The sequence below is a fragment of the Thalassospira sp. A3_1 genome (genome assembly GCF_017744215.1).
Classification (GTDB): domain Bacteria; phylum Pseudomonadota; class Alphaproteobacteria; order Rhodospirillales; family Thalassospiraceae; genus Thalassospira; species Thalassospira lucentensis_A.
Window position 1 is genome coordinate 162129 of record NZ_JAGHQQ010000002.1, and the last position, 16006, is coordinate 178134.

Annotated in this window: 16 protein-coding genes and 2 riboswitches; of the genes, 3 read left to right on the forward strand and 13 right to left on the reverse strand. The window is 54.7% G+C overall.

What is annotated here, in order from left to right:
- Nucleotides 1-52 precede the first annotated feature (52 nt).
- Nucleotides 53-1246, forward strand: a complete 1194-nt coding sequence (locus J7395_RS07745; protein ID WP_062958783.1) for a phosphoglycerate kinase — start codon at nucleotides 53-55, stop codon at nucleotides 1244-1246.
- Nucleotides 1247-1300: 54 nt separating this feature from the next.
- Here the strand turns inward: J7395_RS07745 and J7395_RS07750 are convergent, their stop codons facing one another.
- From J7395_RS07750 to gpmI, 10 genes are all read right to left on the reverse strand, one after another.
- Nucleotides 1301-2275, reverse strand: coding sequence for a squalene/phytoene synthase family protein (locus J7395_RS07750; protein WP_209221108.1), 975 nt, complete (start codon nucleotides 2273-2275; stop codon nucleotides 1301-1303).
- A 110-nt stretch (nucleotides 2276-2385) separates the two neighbouring features.
- Nucleotides 2386-3075, reverse strand: coding sequence for a hypothetical protein (locus tag J7395_RS07755; protein WP_209221109.1), 690 nt, complete (start codon nucleotides 3073-3075; stop codon nucleotides 2386-2388).
- Nucleotides 3076-3158: 83 nt separating this feature from the next.
- The gene (locus tag J7395_RS07760) at nucleotides 3159-3995 is read right to left on the reverse strand and encodes an alpha/beta hydrolase (RefSeq protein ID WP_209221110.1); all 837 of its coding nucleotides are present in this window, start codon (nucleotides 3993-3995) and stop codon (nucleotides 3159-3161) included.
- 44 nt (nucleotides 3996-4039) lie between these two features.
- A complete protein-coding gene (locus J7395_RS07765; protein WP_209221111.1) occupies nucleotides 4040-4846 on the reverse strand; it encodes a methyltransferase domain-containing protein in 807 nt (268 codons plus the stop codon).
- A gap of 65 nt (nucleotides 4847-4911) precedes the next feature.
- Nucleotides 4912-5103: a hypothetical protein gene (locus J7395_RS07770; RefSeq protein WP_062951603.1), complete on the reverse strand. Its 192-nt coding sequence runs from the start codon at nucleotides 5101-5103 to the stop codon at nucleotides 4912-4914.
- Nucleotides 5104-5189: 86 nt separating this feature from the next.
- Nucleotides 5190-5765 (reverse strand): RNA pyrophosphohydrolase, encoded by a 576-nt coding sequence (locus J7395_RS07775; protein ID WP_247742063.1) that lies wholly within the window; start codon nucleotides 5763-5765, stop codon nucleotides 5190-5192.
- 39 nt (nucleotides 5766-5804) lie between these two features.
- A complete protein-coding gene (locus tag J7395_RS07780; protein ID WP_209221112.1) occupies nucleotides 5805-7271 on the reverse strand; it encodes a divergent polysaccharide deacetylase family protein in 1467 nt (488 codons plus the stop codon).
- A 101-nt stretch (nucleotides 7272-7372) separates the two neighbouring features.
- Complete coding sequence (locus J7395_RS07785) at nucleotides 7373-8635, reverse strand: S41 family peptidase (RefSeq protein WP_247742126.1); 1263 nt, start codon at nucleotides 8633-8635, stop codon at nucleotides 7373-7375.
- Between the two features lie 38 nt (nucleotides 8636-8673).
- On the reverse strand, nucleotides 8674-10020 hold the full coding sequence (locus J7395_RS07790; RefSeq protein ID WP_209221812.1) for a peptidoglycan DD-metalloendopeptidase family protein: 1347 nt from the start codon (nucleotides 10018-10020) through the stop codon (nucleotides 8674-8676).
- Entirely contained in the window at nucleotides 10001-11593 is a 1593-nt protein-coding gene (gene gpmI / locus J7395_RS07795) for a 2,3-bisphosphoglycerate-independent phosphoglycerate mutase (RefSeq protein WP_209221114.1), read from the reverse strand. The genes J7395_RS07790 and gpmI overlap by 20 nt, the downstream gene beginning before the upstream one ends.
- Before the next feature lie 274 nt (nucleotides 11594-11867).
- A riboswitch (glycine riboswitch) is annotated at nucleotides 11868-11967 on the forward strand.
- 3 nt (nucleotides 11968-11970) lie between these two features.
- A riboswitch (glycine riboswitch) is annotated at nucleotides 11971-12096 on the forward strand.
- A 70-nt stretch (nucleotides 12097-12166) separates the two neighbouring features.
- Here gpmI and J7395_RS07800 point away from each other — a divergent pair.
- Together J7395_RS07800 and J7395_RS07805 are read left to right on the forward strand one after the other, a co-directional pair.
- On the forward strand, nucleotides 12167-13582 hold the full coding sequence (locus J7395_RS07800; protein WP_209221115.1) for an L-serine ammonia-lyase: 1416 nt from the start codon (nucleotides 12167-12169) through the stop codon (nucleotides 13580-13582).
- Between the two features lie 151 nt (nucleotides 13583-13733).
- Nucleotides 13734-14267: a dihydrofolate reductase family protein gene (locus tag J7395_RS07805; RefSeq protein WP_209221116.1), complete on the forward strand. Its 534-nt coding sequence runs from the start codon at nucleotides 13734-13736 to the stop codon at nucleotides 14265-14267.
- A gap of 11 nt (nucleotides 14268-14278) precedes the next feature.
- On the opposite strand, the gene J7395_RS07810 is transcribed toward J7395_RS07805, so the two are convergent.
- From J7395_RS07810 to rsfS, 3 genes are all read right to left on the reverse strand, one after another.
- Nucleotides 14279-14929 carry a hypothetical protein gene (locus tag J7395_RS07810; RefSeq protein WP_209221117.1) on the reverse strand — a complete coding sequence of 217 codons (651 nt, stop codon included), beginning with the start codon at nucleotides 14927-14929 and terminating at the stop codon, nucleotides 14279-14281.
- 97 nt (nucleotides 14930-15026) lie between these two features.
- Nucleotides 15027-15485: a 23S rRNA (pseudouridine(1915)-N(3))-methyltransferase RlmH gene (rlmH, locus tag J7395_RS07815; protein ID WP_209221118.1), complete on the reverse strand. Its 459-nt coding sequence runs from the start codon at nucleotides 15483-15485 to the stop codon at nucleotides 15027-15029.
- A gap of 82 nt (nucleotides 15486-15567) precedes the next feature.
- Nucleotides 15568-15957, reverse strand: coding sequence for a ribosome silencing factor (rsfS, locus tag J7395_RS07820; protein WP_062951594.1), 390 nt, complete (start codon nucleotides 15955-15957; stop codon nucleotides 15568-15570).
- Between the last annotated feature and the right edge of the window lie 49 nt (nucleotides 15958-16006).

The following is a 16006-nucleotide window of genomic DNA, read 5'->3' on the forward strand; positions in this document are numbered from 1 at the left end:
TGTCGGGACGCCCCCTCCCGTCTTTTGTTAAACTCAAAAGCAGGTTCAGATAATGGCTGACTTCAATACGCTTGACGGTGTCAATGTCGCTGGCAAGCGCGTTTTGCTGCGCGCTGATCTTAACGTTCCGATGAAAGATGGCGTTGTGGGCGATACCACCCGCATCGAACGCACGGTTCCGGGGCTGATCGAACTGGCAGATGCCGGTGCGAAACTGGTTGTGATTACCCATTTTGGCCGCCCCAAGGGCGAACGCGTTGCCGAAATGTCGCTTAAGCCGGTTGCCGATGCTCTTGCCAAACAGCTTGGTCGTCCGGTGAAATTTGCCGATGACTGCATTGGTGTAGCGGCGGCAGACGTGGTGAACAGCCTTAAGGACGGCGAAATCGCGGTTCTGGAAAACCTTCGCTATCACGCGGCAGAAGAAAAGAATGACCCGGCCTTTGTTGCTGAACTAGCAAAGCTTGGCGATATTTACGTCAATGATGCCTTTTCCTGCGCGCACCGTGCGCACGCCTCGACCGAGGGACTGGCGCGCAAGCTTCCGGCCTATGCCGGTCGTCTGATGCAGGCCGAACTCGAAGCGCTTGGCAATGCGCTTGAAGCACCGAAACATCCGGTGATGGCAATCGTTGGCGGTGCCAAGATTTCAACCAAGCTGGACCTTCTGGGCAATCTGGTTGCCAAGGTTGATCAGCTGGTTATTGGCGGTGGCATGGCCAATACCTTCCTTGCGGCCAAGGGGGTCAATGTTGGCAAGTCGCTGTGCGAGCATGACCTTCTGGAAACCGCGCGCGAAATCTTTGCCAAGGCCGAAGCCGCCAATTGTGAAATCGTTCTGCCGGTTGATGGTCTGGTCGCCAAGGAATTTAAAGCGCATGCCGATCACACGGTTTCCGACATCAATAATGTCGAAGCCGATGGCATGATCCTTGATGCCGGGCCGAAAACCATTGTCGATCTGAACAAACGCCTTGAGACATGCGAAACGCTGGTCTGGAACGGTCCGCTGGGGGCGTTTGAAATCGCACCGTTCGATACGGCGACGGTTTCCGTTGCACAGCAGGCGGCAAAACTGACCAAAGCCGGTAAACTTTTGTCGGTTGCGGGTGGTGGGGATACGGTTGCGGCCCTTCGTCATGCCGATGCCGATCAGGATTTCTCCTATGTCTCGACGGCGGGCGGTGCCTTCCTCGAATGGCTTGAAGGCAAAGAGCTGCCGGGGGTTGCTGCCCTGCGTGGCTGATCCGCAATCTGCCGGTTCTTAAATGCAAAACCCCGCCGATTGGCGGGGTTTTTGTTATCCGGGCAGGCTGTTGTTTGCTGTTTGGGCGATGATTGTATCGCGATCTTTCAGGAAGGCTGCGTAACCATTATCCATCATTGCACTGGCCAGTTCGATATAGACGGCAAACAGGCGTGACAGGGTATCGGTTTCTTCCGGGTCCAGGATCGCCAGAAGTTCGGCCGACCGGGCTTGTCCGGTTTCAAAATGTTCCCACGCGCGTTCCAGAAGGATGGTGCCCAACCGGTCCAGATCATCATATTTCTTCTGTCCGATGGCATTTCGGATTTCGCCAAGCGTTATATCGGCGGCAATCAGGATTTCGGCGGGTATCGTCACCAACCTGTCGGGGCCTTTGATATCGTCTGGCAGGTCACGCAGGATATGCACCACATAGCAGAAAATCGCCATGTCGCGCGCGTGATAGAGCGGCGGATTGGTCAGGGGCGATGTATATCCGATCTCGTTATCGAATCGTGCCGAAAGCAGATAGACAAAAATCGATGCCGGGGCCGCCGTTGCCCCCTCGCAATAGGCAATGAAATCGTCCCATTCATCCATCGGGTCTTCGGCAACATCGCGGCGCAATGCATCGGCCAGATCAACCCACGGATCAACTTCCAGGTCGCTGCGTCCCAGTGTCAGACGCAGGGCATCGAAAACCCGCTGGTTGAGCGGGCCGCTTTCGGGATGTGGATTGTCGTTATCCTTCTTGGCTGCTTCGATTTGTTGCTGCCACTGGTCAATCGCGATCAGGGTATCTTCGCGGGCATAGTCCCGTTCATGATCGGTCAGTTCAAGGAACCCGTCATCGACGATATCATCAATCACCCGCATCGACGCATAGGCGGCCAGAAAGAAACGTTGCCGTTCCGGACCAAGGCGCATGGCCGCACGATACAGATTGGCATTTTTGGCTGCGGCAAGGTCGTTGCAGGCGGAAAAGGCGTCGGCATTCGGCCCGTTTATCGGTGTTGGCGTGGTGGTCATGCTTCGCGTCGTCTTTCCCTAATGAGTCCTGACCCTAGGAGTCATACAGCCTCGTTCGGGCTGACAAAAGGGTAATTGAGTATCGCGTGCAGGATTGGTTCAAAGCGGGCTCAGAATTCCAGACGATAACCCGCCGTCAGGCCAAGCATTGCATCGAACCGGTCGGGTTCTGCTGTATTGGGGCCTGATGAAAGGTCGCTGGTTACACGGCCGTGCAATCCGATCCAGATATCCTGGAACGGCATGTAGGACAGGCTTGCCGCAATGCCTGCATCATCTGTTCCCGCAGGATTGCTTGAAAAGTTCTGACTGTACACGCCACCGGGACGATGCGTTGGTGTCACATCGTAATCATTGCCCGATCCGATGCTGGCACTTTGCCCAATCGGGCCATTCAATTCGAAAACCGGGCCGAAGGCAAAGCCAAGATCGGGACGTGGCGCAAAACCGATTCCAATCTGGGCGGCAATACCGTTGCTTGATGTTGGTTGGCTGTCCATTTCAAGCCAGAAAAGGGACAGGTCACCCTCGGAATCGCTGGCGGGATTGCCCAGCACGATCCCGCGATTGCCTCGCGTGGAAAAATAGTTGCGCATGCCACCCGGGGATGCGGGCGGTAAAATACCGGGAACCAGCGAATTGGGGGAGCCATCGATTTTGGGCAAACCAATCGTTACACCGGTTCCATCTGGCGTGGCAGTTAGTGTCGACTGTGCTTGGGCCGTTTGCGAAAACCCGCTTGCCATCACAGCAATTGCAAGGCTTGCAATCGGCCACATTATTGGACGTGATACATTCATGCCTCGTATCCCGACAGCCTGATCCCAGTTGATGCACATCCCCTTGTGCGAACAAATACTGGATGTTTCCGGTCCCGGCTTTATCAGTCGGTGAGGAACGCCTTGATGGCTTTTATCTGTTCCTCGTCATTCAAGTGGGGTGCGTGACCACAATTTGCCACTGTTAAAACCGGCATTTCCGGTTTTTGTTCCCGCATTTTTTTTACGATAGCGGGCGGGATCAGATCAGATTTCGCACCACTGATCAGCATTACGGGGCATGGAAGGGCGTTGAATTGATCCCAGGCATCAAAGGAATCAATATGTTCGGCAAAAACGCGCATCACTTCGGGATCGTAATGCATCATGAAATTTCCGTTGGGCATGCGCCGGACGGAACGCGCAGAAATAAATGACCATGTGGCTTCGTCAGTGATTCCGAACGGCGCATAGACCAGTTTGACGATTTCCTCGACATCATGAATTGTTTCGAACTCGGGCGTTGTGCCGACATATGACTTGATGCGGGCAACGGCGTTCGGATCAAGTTCCGGGCCGATATCGTTTAAAACCAGCTTTTCGATCCATCCGGCAGCTTCGGCTGTAACGGCAAGCCCGATCAGCCCGCCCATCGATGTGCCGATCCATTTGCAGCTTGAAATTTTGAAATATTCAAGCATTTCAAACGTCTGTGCGACGTAGAAAGGCAGGGTATATTCGCTGTCGGGATTCCTGGCCCACCCGGAAAGCCCGCGTCCGATCATGGATGGGCACAGGACGAAATAGGAATCCGTGAAATGCGGGGCGACATGATCGAAATCATCGGCCAGCCGCGCCAGACCGTGGCTCATGACAAGGGCCGGTTTATCCGGTGTGCCCCATGTCCGGGCATGAACTTCATAACCGCAGCAGGGAATAAAATGATCACGAAAGGCGGGCATGGATTGCTCCTTCGGATGCCCGCCAATAAAGCGGCGTGTCGGACTTAGGCGTCGCGTTTGCGGGCAATCATGAATAACCGGTTGAACGGAAACAGGGTGATGCCATCTTCACGCGGGGGATAGACCTGTTTCAAGCGGGTTTTGTATTTTTCGCAAAATGCGGCGCGCGCATCATCGTCGGGCAGGGCGGCCAGAACCGGCCGCAAGGCGGTTGACGAGGTCCAGTCAAACACCGGGTCTTCACCATGCAAGACATGGCAATACTGGGTCTGCCAAAGATCAATGGCATCACAGTCCGGGGAAAGAACATCGAAATAGTCGCCTGGCCGCATGATCCGGATTTGCTGGGTTGCTTCGGCAACTGCGTCGCGCCATTCAATTCCGGCTTCGCCAATTAGCTGATGACTGGGGGCCAGGAAATTGTTCGGCACCTGAATGGCCAACAAGCCGCCGGGTCGTAAAAATCGTGTCAGCCGCGGGAACAGTTTTGCATGTTCGGGAACCCATTGCAGGGCGGCATTGGAAAACAGGATATCGATTGGCTCGTCAGGCTCCCATTGCGCGATATCAGCCTGTTGCCATTCTATATTTTCATCGCATGTGCTGGCGGTTTCGAGCATTTCCGATGATGAATCAATCCCGACAATACGGACATCGGGATTTTCTGGTGTCCGATACGCCTGATCTAGCAATGCGGTGATTGAACCCGGTCCGCAGCCAAGGTCGACAATGTGACGCGGTACAAAGCCATCCGCCGGCTTGGGCAGGCGGGCGATCAAATCTTTGGCCGGGCGGCGGCGTTCATCGCCAAACAGGCCGTAGCGAACGGGGTCCCAGTGTGTATTGGTCATACCCTGATCCATACCGCGCATGGTCCTGAAAGAAAACCTTTAAGGCGATGCGAACCGTTTCGGCGTTACTTATGGGAGTCCTTTTCCTGCTGGTCATAATGTCCCTTGATCAACTGGAACATGAACAGCACCGCCCCGATGAACAGTGCCAGACCAACAAAATACGAGTAGCCGTCAAGCGAACCCGAGGCATAGAACAGGCCAAAAAGACCTACCACGATCGTCAGAACACCGAAGATCAAGCGATCCGCACCCATCTTAGAACTCCTCTAAACTTATGATGTATCTTGATTTTCTGCAATCTAGCGCTTTGCGCGCAGTGATCAAGAAATAACGTGGCGTCTTATGCCGTCCCCGAATTTCGAATTCTTTGAGGTACATCACGAAAGATTTCGACCAGTTGCAAATAAACCGGTCTTTTGAACGGCACGATCAGATCGGGCAAAGTTCCGAAATCGGTCCAGCGCCACGCGTCGAATTCGGGATGAGGCACATCGATTTTGATATGTTTTTCCTTGCCGGTAAAGCGCATGGCGAACCATTTCTGCTTCTGGCCACGATATTTGCCTCCAAATGCCTTGCCGATCAGATGGTCGGGCAGGTCATAGGTGAGCCAGTCGGGGGTTTCGGCAATGATTTCTGCCCTGTCGGTTCCGATTTCCTCGGACAGCTCGCGCCGTGCGGCCTGTTCTGCGGTTTCGCCGTCGTCGATGCCGCCCTGCGGCAATTGCCATGCTCCTTCAAATCCGATCCGGTTGCCGATCCAGACCTGTCCGTCATCATTGAACAGCGCAATCCCGACGCATGGACGATAAGGTAAATCTTCCGCTGTCAGGCCAGCTCCGCTGGTACTTTCGATCGGCTGATCCTTGTCCGGCTTGGCAGCTTTCTTCGACTTGCTACCTGGTTTCTTGGCCATTTTTACCCCCTTGTCCGCGTTTACGCGTCAGCTATGCCGTCAATTCTCGATTGTTTCATTTGCGCCGTCGCTGGTATCTTCCGGGGCGGCATTCTGCTGCGCACGTTCTTCGGCCAGTGCTGCTTCACGCCGGGCGGCTTCCGCCTCGACCGCAGATTGCGGTGTGACCTGCATCTTTGCAAGGGCCGAAACCGGTGCAAGCTGAACCCCTTGACGCGCAAGCCGTGCCGACCAGTTGCGAAGGCGCTGAATGGTGACCGGATAGGATTGCGCGATCCCGATGGCGACACCATTGCTTTTTGCCTGCTCAACCAGATCGTTCAGGCGGGCGTCAATTTGCCGTCGGCTTGGTATTTCGTCGATCATGATATTGCCTATGGCATTCGGGGTGTCGGCATTCGATGCCAGTTGTGCGCCAAGACTGATCGATCCTGAATTCGTGCCTTCAACATACATCAGGCCCGTCCGGTCGATGAACTCGATAACCGGGCGGATGGCACTGTCAAGGCTGCCAAACTTTGATCCAAGATAACTGACCACACCAGCATAGCCGGGGAATCGCGCCAGCAACCATTCCAGCCTGACAAGGTTTTCACCTTCCGGAAGGCTCGTCAGAAGCGCACGCGGACCGGGATCGGACAGCGGGAAGTCGATTGGCTCCATCGGCAACTGCAAGAATACTTCGTGACCCATCGCCCGAGCATTGGCCGCGACCTCGGGCAGATTGTTCGAATAGGGTGACAGCGCCAGCGAAATGTTCAGCGGCAAATCTTCGATTGCGGCCTGTGTTCTGTCACTATTCAGGCCGATACCGGTTACAATGATACCGACATAGGGTTGGCCTTCAACCACGGCAAACGGGCGTTTATAAGCATCAAACGGTGTCGTGCCATCATCGGCAATTCGCGGAATGCGCCCAAAGCTGCCTTCCTCATCCAGACCGGGAATGGGGGCCGGGCGCAAGGGATCTGGCTCTATGGGCTGATCAAGTGCGCCTTCCTCGGCAAGGGCGGCAAGTTCTTCGGGGGTCGGTGTTGTGCTGCCGTCGGTCGTGCCATCCTGTCCCGGTGTTCCAACCAGATCGGCAACGCCTTCAAGCTGTTTGGCAATGTCTTCTGCATTTTGCGGTTCGCCGGACTGGTTGGTGCCGGCATTAGCAAGGGCCTCCTGCTCGGCACGGGTGCGTTCTTCAACGTCACGCACGCCCTTGGCGATTTCTTCCTGAAGTTCGCGTTCGGAACCGGGAACAGCAGCGATTGTTTTCGGGCTGCCCAGATGGAACAGCCGCCATCCGGTTTCTGGATCAAGGATCGGGATCAGGCCAATTGCCGCGGCCCCGATGGGACTTAGAAACAGGGCAACGATCAGGAGCTTGGACAACCACCAGCGCCGCGATGGCGGACGCTTGGGCAGGCGTTCCCACTGGACCTCAATCGGCAGCTCGTTAAAGGGAAGATCCTCGTCAGACAGGGTGTTTGAAACATCATCTGTTTCTTCATCGCCCATGTCATCGAGAGGATCCCGTTCCTTCTTTCGGCCAAACCGCAAGGATTTTATGAGTTTCCTGATCACGAAAGGTCAGTCTCTTTCGGTATTCGGTTCGCACCTCACCCTTGCGGGCGGGGTGCGAACAGGGCAATGCCCCGGATCATGTCAAGTGCACGTGACAACTGATAATCCTCCAGCGCGATTTCCTCGGCGGCACTGCGGCGATCATTTGCATCGCTTTGAGCATTGCTGATGGTTTCGTCCTCGTTGCGCAAGGCACCGTTAAGGTCGGCTTCGGACCGGCGCTGGGCGGCTTCGATGCTCTCTACACGTGCCTGTGGTACGATGATATCAGGCACAATGCCGACTTCCTGGATCGATTTTCCCGACGGCGTGTAATAGCGCGCTGTGGTCAGGCGAAGTGCCACGTTGCCCGGCATCGGCAGGATGGTCTGAACCGATCCCTTGCCAAAGCTGCGCGTTCCCATGATGACCGCCCGGCGGTGATCCTGAAGGGCACCGGCAACGATTTCCGATGCGGATGCCGAACCATCATTGACCAGTACAATCATCGGAAGCCCGTCGGCAAGATCACCTGGACGGGCGTTGTAACGTTCGGTGTTTTCGGTATCGCGCGGACGGGTTGATACGATTTCACCCTTGTCCAGGAACGCGTCCGAAACCGAAATCGCCTGATCAAGCAATCCACCCGGATTGTTGCGCAGATCAATCACGAGGCCCTTCATTTCCGGGCCGATCTGATCGCGCATATCGGTGATCGCACGTTGCAGGCCGCTATAGGTCTGTTCGTTGAATTTGGTGATGCGGATATATCCGACATCGTCTTTTGCTTCGGAGCGGACCGACTGGATTTTGATCACGGCCCGGGTCAGCGTCACGTCAAACGGTGCGGCTTCGCCCTTGCGCATGATGGTCAGGCGGATATCGGTATTGACCTTGCCGCGCATCATCTCGACTGCCTCGTTCAGGCCAAGGCCCCGGATCGGTGTGCCGTCGATATGGGTGATGTAATCGCCCGGCTGCAAACCGGCTTTTTCGGCTGGCGTGTCATAAATCGGGGAAATGACTTTGACAAAGCCCTCTTCCATGGTGACTTCGATGCCAAGCCCGCCAAACTCGCCGCGGGTATCAACCTGCATTTCCTCGAAATTATCCATATTCAGATATGAGGAATGCGGATCAAGCGATGTGAGCATGCCGTTGATAGCAGCTTCGATAAGCTGCTTGTCATCGACTTCCTCGACATATTTCGATTTCACCTGTTCAAACACATCGCCAAACAGGTTCAGCAGCCGATAGGTTTCGGCCGAAGTTGTTGGTGAAGATTGCGCCAGCGCGGGCGAAGCAAGGCCCAAGGTCATGCCGGTAGCGAGTGCGAATACTGCCAATCGAGAGGTTTTCATCCACTTACCTTGCCGTTTTTCGAGGCCAGCCAGGGAAGCGGATTGACCGCTTCGCCGTCATGGCGCATCTCCAGATAGAGTTTAGGCGATATTTCACCCATTATTCCAACAGGTTCGCCCGCCAACAAATACTGTCCTACCACACTGTCGAGCCGATCAAAACCGGCGATAAGACTATGGTATCCTTCGCCGTGTTCGATAATCAAGAGGCGGCCATAGCCACGGAACGGCCCGGCGAATACAACTTTGCCGTCAAAGGGGGATACGACTTGCGCGTTTGGGCGCGTATCGATCTCGATCCCTTTGGAATGTGTAACCGCCAACCCGTCCGGTCCGCGGGACCGTTCGCCAAACAGTGTAACGACCTTCCCGCTTGCAGGCATACGCAATTGTCCGTGTGCCTGCGTGATCGAACTGCCAACGGCCATTTCTTCATCGGGGGCGGTTGACGGTTTGCTTGCCGGGGCCGTCTTTTCGGCAGGTGGGGCGGGTGGTTCGTTTCTGGCAATGGTCGATGGGGGCGGGGCAGGTTTGGGCTCTTCACGTTTGGCAATCTGGCGTTCCGGTTTCATGCGGGGTTCGGGAACGCCTTCTGCCCGCTTTTTCAGGCTTTCCAGAAGATCGCCCAGTGATTTTGCCTCGGTCGCCAGTTCATTGACGGCGCGCGATGCCATTTTGGCCTCGGCCTCGGTTTCCGAACGCAGTTTGCGCTTTTCGTTAAGCAGGGCGGCCAATGACTGGCGTTCTGCCTGTAATTCTTCGGTGGCGGATGCCATTTCGCTGCTGCGCGTGCGGATGTCTTCGCGAAGGGTGCCGATTTTTTCAAGTTCGGCCCGCAGATCACGAGCATGCTGTTCGACGCCGGGCAAGGCGGCCTTCAGAAGGATCGCGGAGCGCAACGTATCCTGGGGGCTGGTCGGAAGGGCGATCACGGCTTCTGGCGGAGTGGTCGACAGCCGCTGCAGGGCCATCAGGATGCGGGCATATTGCCCGGCTTTGTCTTCAAGGCTGGTGGCGGCGCGCTTTTCGCGGATTTCAAGTTCGGCAAGCTGGTCTTCAAGCTCGGTCAGCTTTGTCTCAAGGCGTTGGGCACGTCTGGCAACCGAAATGGCTTCGGATTGAAGCGCCTGTTCCTCGGTCCAGAGCTCTCGCGATTTGCGTGACAGGAATTCTTCCTGTTTCTGTTGTTCGGACAACTGGCTTTCAAGTTTATCAAGCTGGCTGTCGACCTTGCGCAGCGACTGCGCAAAAGAGGGCGCAGCCCCGCCCGCAATCATGGCTGCAAGCACAGCCAGCGCAGGCAGGGCGGTCTTGGAACGCAGATCAGCTCGCAAGAAGCGCATCATTCCCTTTCAAGCCCTTGATCAACGGTTTGCCGGTCATTTCCTTGGGCTGCGGCAGGCCGAGAAGCTGAAGCAACGTTGGCGCCACGTCGGCAAGGCGGCCATTTTCCAGTGTGACACCTTCTGGCCCGTTTACCAGAATGGTCGGCACCAGATTAAGCGTATGTGCGGTGTGCGGTTCACCGGTTTCCGGATCGACCATCATCTCACAATTACCGTGATCAGCGGTAACGAACATCACACCGCCCACTGATTTAACCGCATCAACAACCTGCCCAAGGCAGGTATCAACTGCTTCAGCGGCTTTCATGGCGGCTGAAAGAATGCCGCTATGGCCGACCATGTCGGGATTGGCAAAGTTCAGAATGATCGCGTCATAGGTTTCTGCCCTGATAGCAGCCACCAGCTTTTCGGTTACTTCCGGGGCCGACATTTCGGGCTGGAGATCATAGGTCGCAACCTTGGGCGAGGGGACTAGAATACGGTCTTCGCCTTCGAAAACCTGTTCTTCGCCGCCGTTAAAGAAGAAGGATACATGCGGATATTTTTCGGTTTCCGCAATGCGCAACTGTTTCATGCCCGCCCTGGAAACAACTTCGCCAAAGATATTTGGCAACACCTGCGGCGGATAGATCGCATCCATATATTTCGCATGGTCGGACGAATATTCGACCATGCCGGCCTGTACGGCGAATTTGATCGGGGTGCCACGGTCAAAGCCGTCAAAGTCCGGTGCGCAAATGGCGGCCAGAATTTCGCGTGCGCGGTCGGCGCGGAAATTGGTCATCAAAAGCCCGTCGCCATCTTTCATGCCGTCATAATCGCCAATTACGGTCGGCAGAACGAATTCATCCGTGGTATCGGCATCATAGGCCGCCTTGATCGCGGCTTCGGCACTTTCGGCGGTGCGGCCATCGGCGTAATTCTTGCCCTGCACCATCGTGAAGTAGGCTTGGCTGACACGTTCCCAGCGGTTGTCGCGATCCATCGCGTAATAACGCCCGGTGACGGTCACGATTTCAACATTGGCATCGCCAATCAGGGAGTGGAATTTTTCAAGGAATTTGGCTGCACTTTTGGGCGCGGTATCGCGGCCATCCAGATAGGCATGGATTTTTACCGGCACACCTGCTGATGCGATGATTTTGGCAAGGGCTGCCATATGGGCCTGATGGGAATGCACCCCACCTTCGGACAGAAGCCCTGCGATATGACAAATACCACCACTTTCTTTAAGCTTGGCGATGACTTTTTTGACCGTGTCGGTTTCGGCAATCAAACCGGTTTTGACCGCGTCATCAATTTTCGGCAGTTCCTGCATCACAACCCGACCGGCACCCAGATTCATATGGCCGACTTCCGAATTGCCCATCTGCCCTTCGGGCAGGCCGACATCCAGACCGCAAGCCTTTAAAAAGCCTGTCGGATTATTGGCATAAAGCGCGTCCCAAACAGGGGTATTGGCCAATGCAACCGCATTGTCCTTGCTTTCCTCGCGATAACCCCAGCCATCCAGAATGCACAGCACCACCGGACGCGGGCGCTTTACGGTATTTGATACAGTCACAATCATAATCCCACGAAGTAAGGTACACGAAATAAGGTAAAAGGCTGAATTACCGGTAAAGATGGTTATTTTCCGGTAATTTCACCATCCGTACAATGACGTCGGGCGCGGTGGGTCCGCCATCAGACGCTGCCAATCATAGCATTTTCAACGCGCAATCTATCATGAATGGAAGCATTGAACAGCCTTCCGGCCGGGTATTTTTTGTGCGGTTGCAAAGCTGCTTTTTGACAAGGCTTGCCACCTGCCTGTAATCTGGCATGCAACGGTGATACCTCGAATAACCGCGATGGGAGAGCCCGCTTTGATCCCGTGATCAGATCGGCGCCGAAGGAGCAATAGCCCCGAAAACTCTCAGGCAGATGGACCGTTGCGGATTGAGGCTCTGGAGAGAGAAAGCGGTACGGGGCCAACGCCCGGCACCATATTTCCACCGAAGGATGAAGCCATGTTGTCAAAGGCGGTTGTTTTTGGTGGCAGGGCGCACAATCTCAGGTCAAGGGACAGAGGGGGCAAGACACCGGTTCTATAACGTCGTGCGGCATTTTTCCGCATGACAAAGAGCCGTGGGAGGCCCTTTTGACCGAAGAAAACAAACAACGTCCGCAAGACGTTAACCTTTCCGTTGTCGATCTTTATACCATTGGGATCGGGCCATCGAGTTCGCATACCGTCGGTCCGATGCGGGCAGGCTATCGGTTCTGTCTGGAACTCGAAGCCCGGAACATTTTGGAAAAAATCGGCTCGGTAATTGTTGATCTTTACGGATCACTTGCCCTGACCGGCAAAGGGCACGCCACCGATACCGCGGTGATCATGGGGCTTTCGGGGGAACGGCCGCGTTCTGTTGATCCCGACCGGATCGCACCGACGATGGATGCGATTGACCGGGACCGCGAATTACAGCTTTACGGTCGCCATCCGGTTTCCTTTAACCGCGATACCAATCTTGTGTTTCACATGGCCGAAAGCCTGCCCGAACATCCCAATGGTATGCGGATCACCGCCTTCGACCATGATGGTGTTGTTTTGCACAAACAGGAATATTTCTCGGTCGGAGGTGGATTTATCGTCTCGGGAGATGATCGTGGGGCGGAATATTCCGGCGACAACATAACGCTGCCTTATCCTTTTTCCTCGGCCGACGAATTGATGGCGATCTGCAAACAGGAAAAGCTGTCTATTGCCGAAGTCATGGCCGAAAATGAAAAAAGCTGGCGCGAACCCGCCGAGACCGAGGAATTCGTTGATCGCGTGCATCGCGCGATGATGGATTGCATCGAACGGGGCTGCAAGTCGGATGGCATCCTGCCCGGCGGGCTGAATGTCAAACGGCGCGCGCGTAAACTTTACCTTGAACTGACCGAACGGCCCGAAGCGGGGCTTAAGGATCCGTTGACCGTGATCGACTGGGTCAATCTTTATGCCCTTGCGGTGAACGAAGAAAATGCTGCGGGTTCGCGCGTGGTTACGGCGCCGACCAACGGGGCAGCAGGCGTCATTCCCGCCGTGCTGCGCTATTACGAACGGTTCGGGGCCAATGTCACACAGGGAAAAATACGCGAATTCCTGTTAACCGCGGCGGCCATTGGTTCGATTTATAAAAAACGCGCCTCGATATCGGCTGCCGAAGTCGGTTGTCAGGGTGAGGTTGGTGTCGCCTGTTCGATGGCAGCCGGTGCCCTTTGTGCGGTTATGGGCGGCACGCCAGAACAGGTTGAAAACGCCGCCGAGATTGGTATGGAACATAACCTTGGCCTGACCTGTGATCCGATTGGCGGTCTGGTGCAGGTGCCTTGCATCGAACGCAACACCATGGGGGCGGTCAAGGCGATCAATGCCGCCCGTCTGGCGATGCGCGGTGATGGTCAGCATACAGTGTCACTCGACAAGGTGATCGAAACCATGCGCCAGACCGGTATCGACATGCAAAGCAAATACAAGGAAACCAGCCAGGGCGGGCTTGCGGTTAATGTCAACGTCGTTGAATGCTGATTTGCCTGTCGAAATGACCCTCACACACCTCCGAAACCATTGTTTTGGAGGTGTTTTTCGTCCGGCCCGATTCTTGCCACCTTGGATCTGTATTCTGATATGCTCAAGTAATTGATAACGGGGCAAAGACCCCGAACAGGTTGGGCAAAGCATGAAAAAGAAACTGTTCCGCATCTATATTGCGGTCAGTCTGGATGGCTATATCGCGCGCACCAATGGTGCGGTTGACTGGCTCGATGATTTCGATCCGGCCGAGTTCGATTTTGAGGGCTTTCTGGGCACCGTGGGAACACTGATCATTGGGCGAAAAACCTTTGATCAGGTGATGGAATTTGGTGAATGGCCTTATGAGGATCGCCGCACGATTGTTCTGACATCGCGCGATTTACCCGATAAACGTCCGGCCAATACAGAGGCCTATGGCGGCAGTCTTGTCGAACTGGCAAGACTGCTTCGCGATGACAGATCGGATACCGGCGATGTCTGGATCGTCGGCGGGGCCAGTGTCGTGACCCAGTTTCTGTTTGGCGGTCTTGTCGATCAGCTTGAAATGTTCATCATTCCGGAAATTCTGGGCGATGGCATCCGGCTGTTTGGCCGGGATGCTGCGGGCACAACACCGAAACTGATTGCGTCACAAAGCTATAAGTCCGGTGTCGTGCGCATGCAGTATGATTTGCGTTAAGCGACTGGTAGCTAAAGTTTACGAGCTAATTCGAGCAAATCTTGTTCCAGCTTTCCCTTGCTGTAACACTTTACGCCATCATTAGAGGTTCCGGTCTCCTTGGTTGCGAAGGTTATGCTGTGATTAATTGAGGTATGGTGATTGAGTGTTAAGCCGTTCTCAACAACCGATATGTCCAAGACATATCTTGCATTTGCTCGAACAAGGGTTACACCATTTTCTGTTGGTGCGATGTAAATATTCGCCCTGCCGTTTAAGGTCGTATCTCTTTTTCGCTCAATGACATGATTGGTCCCGTCTACTCCATACCAAGTGTTGGAATCCGCGGCTACCTCGTAGTTGAACGTTTCCGTGCCTTTTGCTGGGTGGCTGGATGTGAGTTTAGTTCGTCCACAGTTAATGTATTCTTGAGGGGGGCTCGCAGAAAAAGACACGTTTATAAGGCGGCTTTCTTTGGAGATATTGTTTATTACAAAGAAACTCTCGGATAGTGACGCTACGTATCCGTCCCAAACAGAGTTAAAGTCCCTTGATATTGTTGTTTCTGTGGAAAATTGGTTTGGCTGATTTGGTTCGAAGTAATCAAATTTACTGCTTGCACATGCAGCTAATGATGATACCAAAGTCAGAGCTAGCAATACTCGTGTGATTTTTGTTTGCATCAAAATCTTCCCCCGAAGCTTGAATTTGTCTGATTTCTCAGGATAGTGCTTTCGGGGTGACTTTAAACCTGTGCTTGTGAGTAGGTGGTTTGGCGGATTATTCCCGGTGATAGGGATGATTGGTCTGGATCGCGTGGGCGCGGAAAAGCTGTTCGGCAATCAGGGCGCGCACCAGCATATGGGGCCATGTCGCCTTGCCAAGTGACCAGAGCGTATTGGCGCGTGATTTGATGGCGTCCCCATGCCCATCGGCCCCACCAATGGCAAAGGCGATATTTCCGGCATATTGATCAATCCAGCCTTCAAGTTTTGCTGCAAAATCGATGGAACCGTATTCGTGCCCGCGCTCGTCAAGTGCGATCAGAAAGGCATTATCGGGAATGACGCCCAGCAAAAGCTCCGCCTCGCGGTCTTTGAGCTGATTGGGCGGAAGCTTTTTCTTTTCTTCGACTTCCCGCACGACAAAGGGCCAGCGCAGGCGCGCCGCGTAATGGTCAAAAAGATCTTTTTCGGGGCCGTTCTTCATCCGGCCCACTGCAGCAAGGGTAATTTGCATCTTTCCGATCCGGCTTTGGTCCGCATGGGGACCACCGATAGCCGATCCCCGCGGTGGTCAGGGCAAACCGGGGCGGACTGTATTAATACAGCCGCGCCGCCTGCTGTTTAAGCGCCGGGTTTTCAACGCCCCACATCTGTTCGATGTTGTAAAAAGCGCGAACTTCCGGACGGAACAGGTGAACGATGACATCGCCGGCATCAACCAGAACCCAGTCACCCTGTTCCTTGCCTTCGGCCATTGCACGGCCCTGGCCAGCATCTTTCAGCTTTTCGACAATATGTTCTGCCATTGACGCGACCCTGCGAGAGGACGAGCCGGTTGCAATGATCATATGATCGGCAAGGGAGGTTTTATCGGTCAGATCAATGGTGACAAGGTCTTCGGCCTTGTCGTCTTCGAGCGTGCTCTGGATAAGGGCAAGGAGCTCGCCCGGGGTCAGAGTCTTTTTTGCGGTACCTATGGTCGCCACCTCAATTTACGCGAGAAATCCCGATCCAATTCGGATTCGGGAAATTCCC

Coding starts and splice junctions, on each gene's coding strand:
- J7395_RS07745 (WP_062958783.1), top strand. CDS start 53: ATGGCTGACTTCAATACGCTTGACGGTGTCAATGTCGCTGGCAAGCGC.
- J7395_RS07750 (WP_209221108.1), bottom strand. CDS start 2,275: ATGACCACCACGCCAACACCGATAAACGGGCCGAATGCCGACGCCTTT.
- J7395_RS07755 (WP_209221109.1), bottom strand. CDS start 3,075: ATGAATGTATCACGTCCAATAATGTGGCCGATTGCAAGCCTTGCAATT.
- J7395_RS07760 (WP_209221110.1), bottom strand. CDS start 3,995: ATGCCCGCCTTTCGTGATCATTTTATTCCCTGCTGCGGTTATGAAGTT.
- J7395_RS07765 (WP_209221111.1), bottom strand. CDS start 4,846: ATGACCAATACACACTGGGACCCCGTTCGCTACGGCCTGTTTGGCGAT.
- J7395_RS07770 (WP_062951603.1), bottom strand. CDS start 5,103: ATGGGTGCGGATCGCTTGATCTTCGGTGTTCTGACGATCGTGGTAGGT.
- J7395_RS07775 (WP_247742063.1), bottom strand. CDS start 5,765: ATGGCCAAGAAACCAGGTAGCAAGTCGAAGAAAGCTGCCAAGCCGGAC.
- J7395_RS07780 (WP_209221112.1), bottom strand. CDS start 7,271: ATGGGCGATGAAGAAACAGATGATGTTTCAAACACCCTGTCTGACGAG.
- J7395_RS07785 (WP_247742126.1), bottom strand. CDS start 8,635: ATGACCTTGGGCCTTGCTTCGCCCGCGCTGGCGCAATCTTCACCAACA.
- J7395_RS07790 (WP_209221812.1), bottom strand. CDS start 10,020: ATGCGCTTCTTGCGAGCTGATCTGCGTTCCAAGACCGCCCTGCCTGCG.
- gpmI (WP_209221114.1), bottom strand. CDS start 11,593: ATGATTGTGACTGTATCAAATACCGTAAAGCGCCCGCGTCCGGTGGTG.
- J7395_RS07805 (WP_209221116.1), top strand. CDS start 13,734: ATGAAAAAGAAACTGTTCCGCATCTATATTGCGGTCAGTCTGGATGGC.
- J7395_RS07810 (WP_209221117.1), bottom strand. CDS start 14,929: ATGCAAACAAAAATCACACGAGTATTGCTAGCTCTGACTTTGGTATCA.
- rlmH (WP_209221118.1), bottom strand. CDS start 15,485: ATGCAAATTACCCTTGCTGCAGTGGGCCGGATGAAGAACGGCCCCGAA.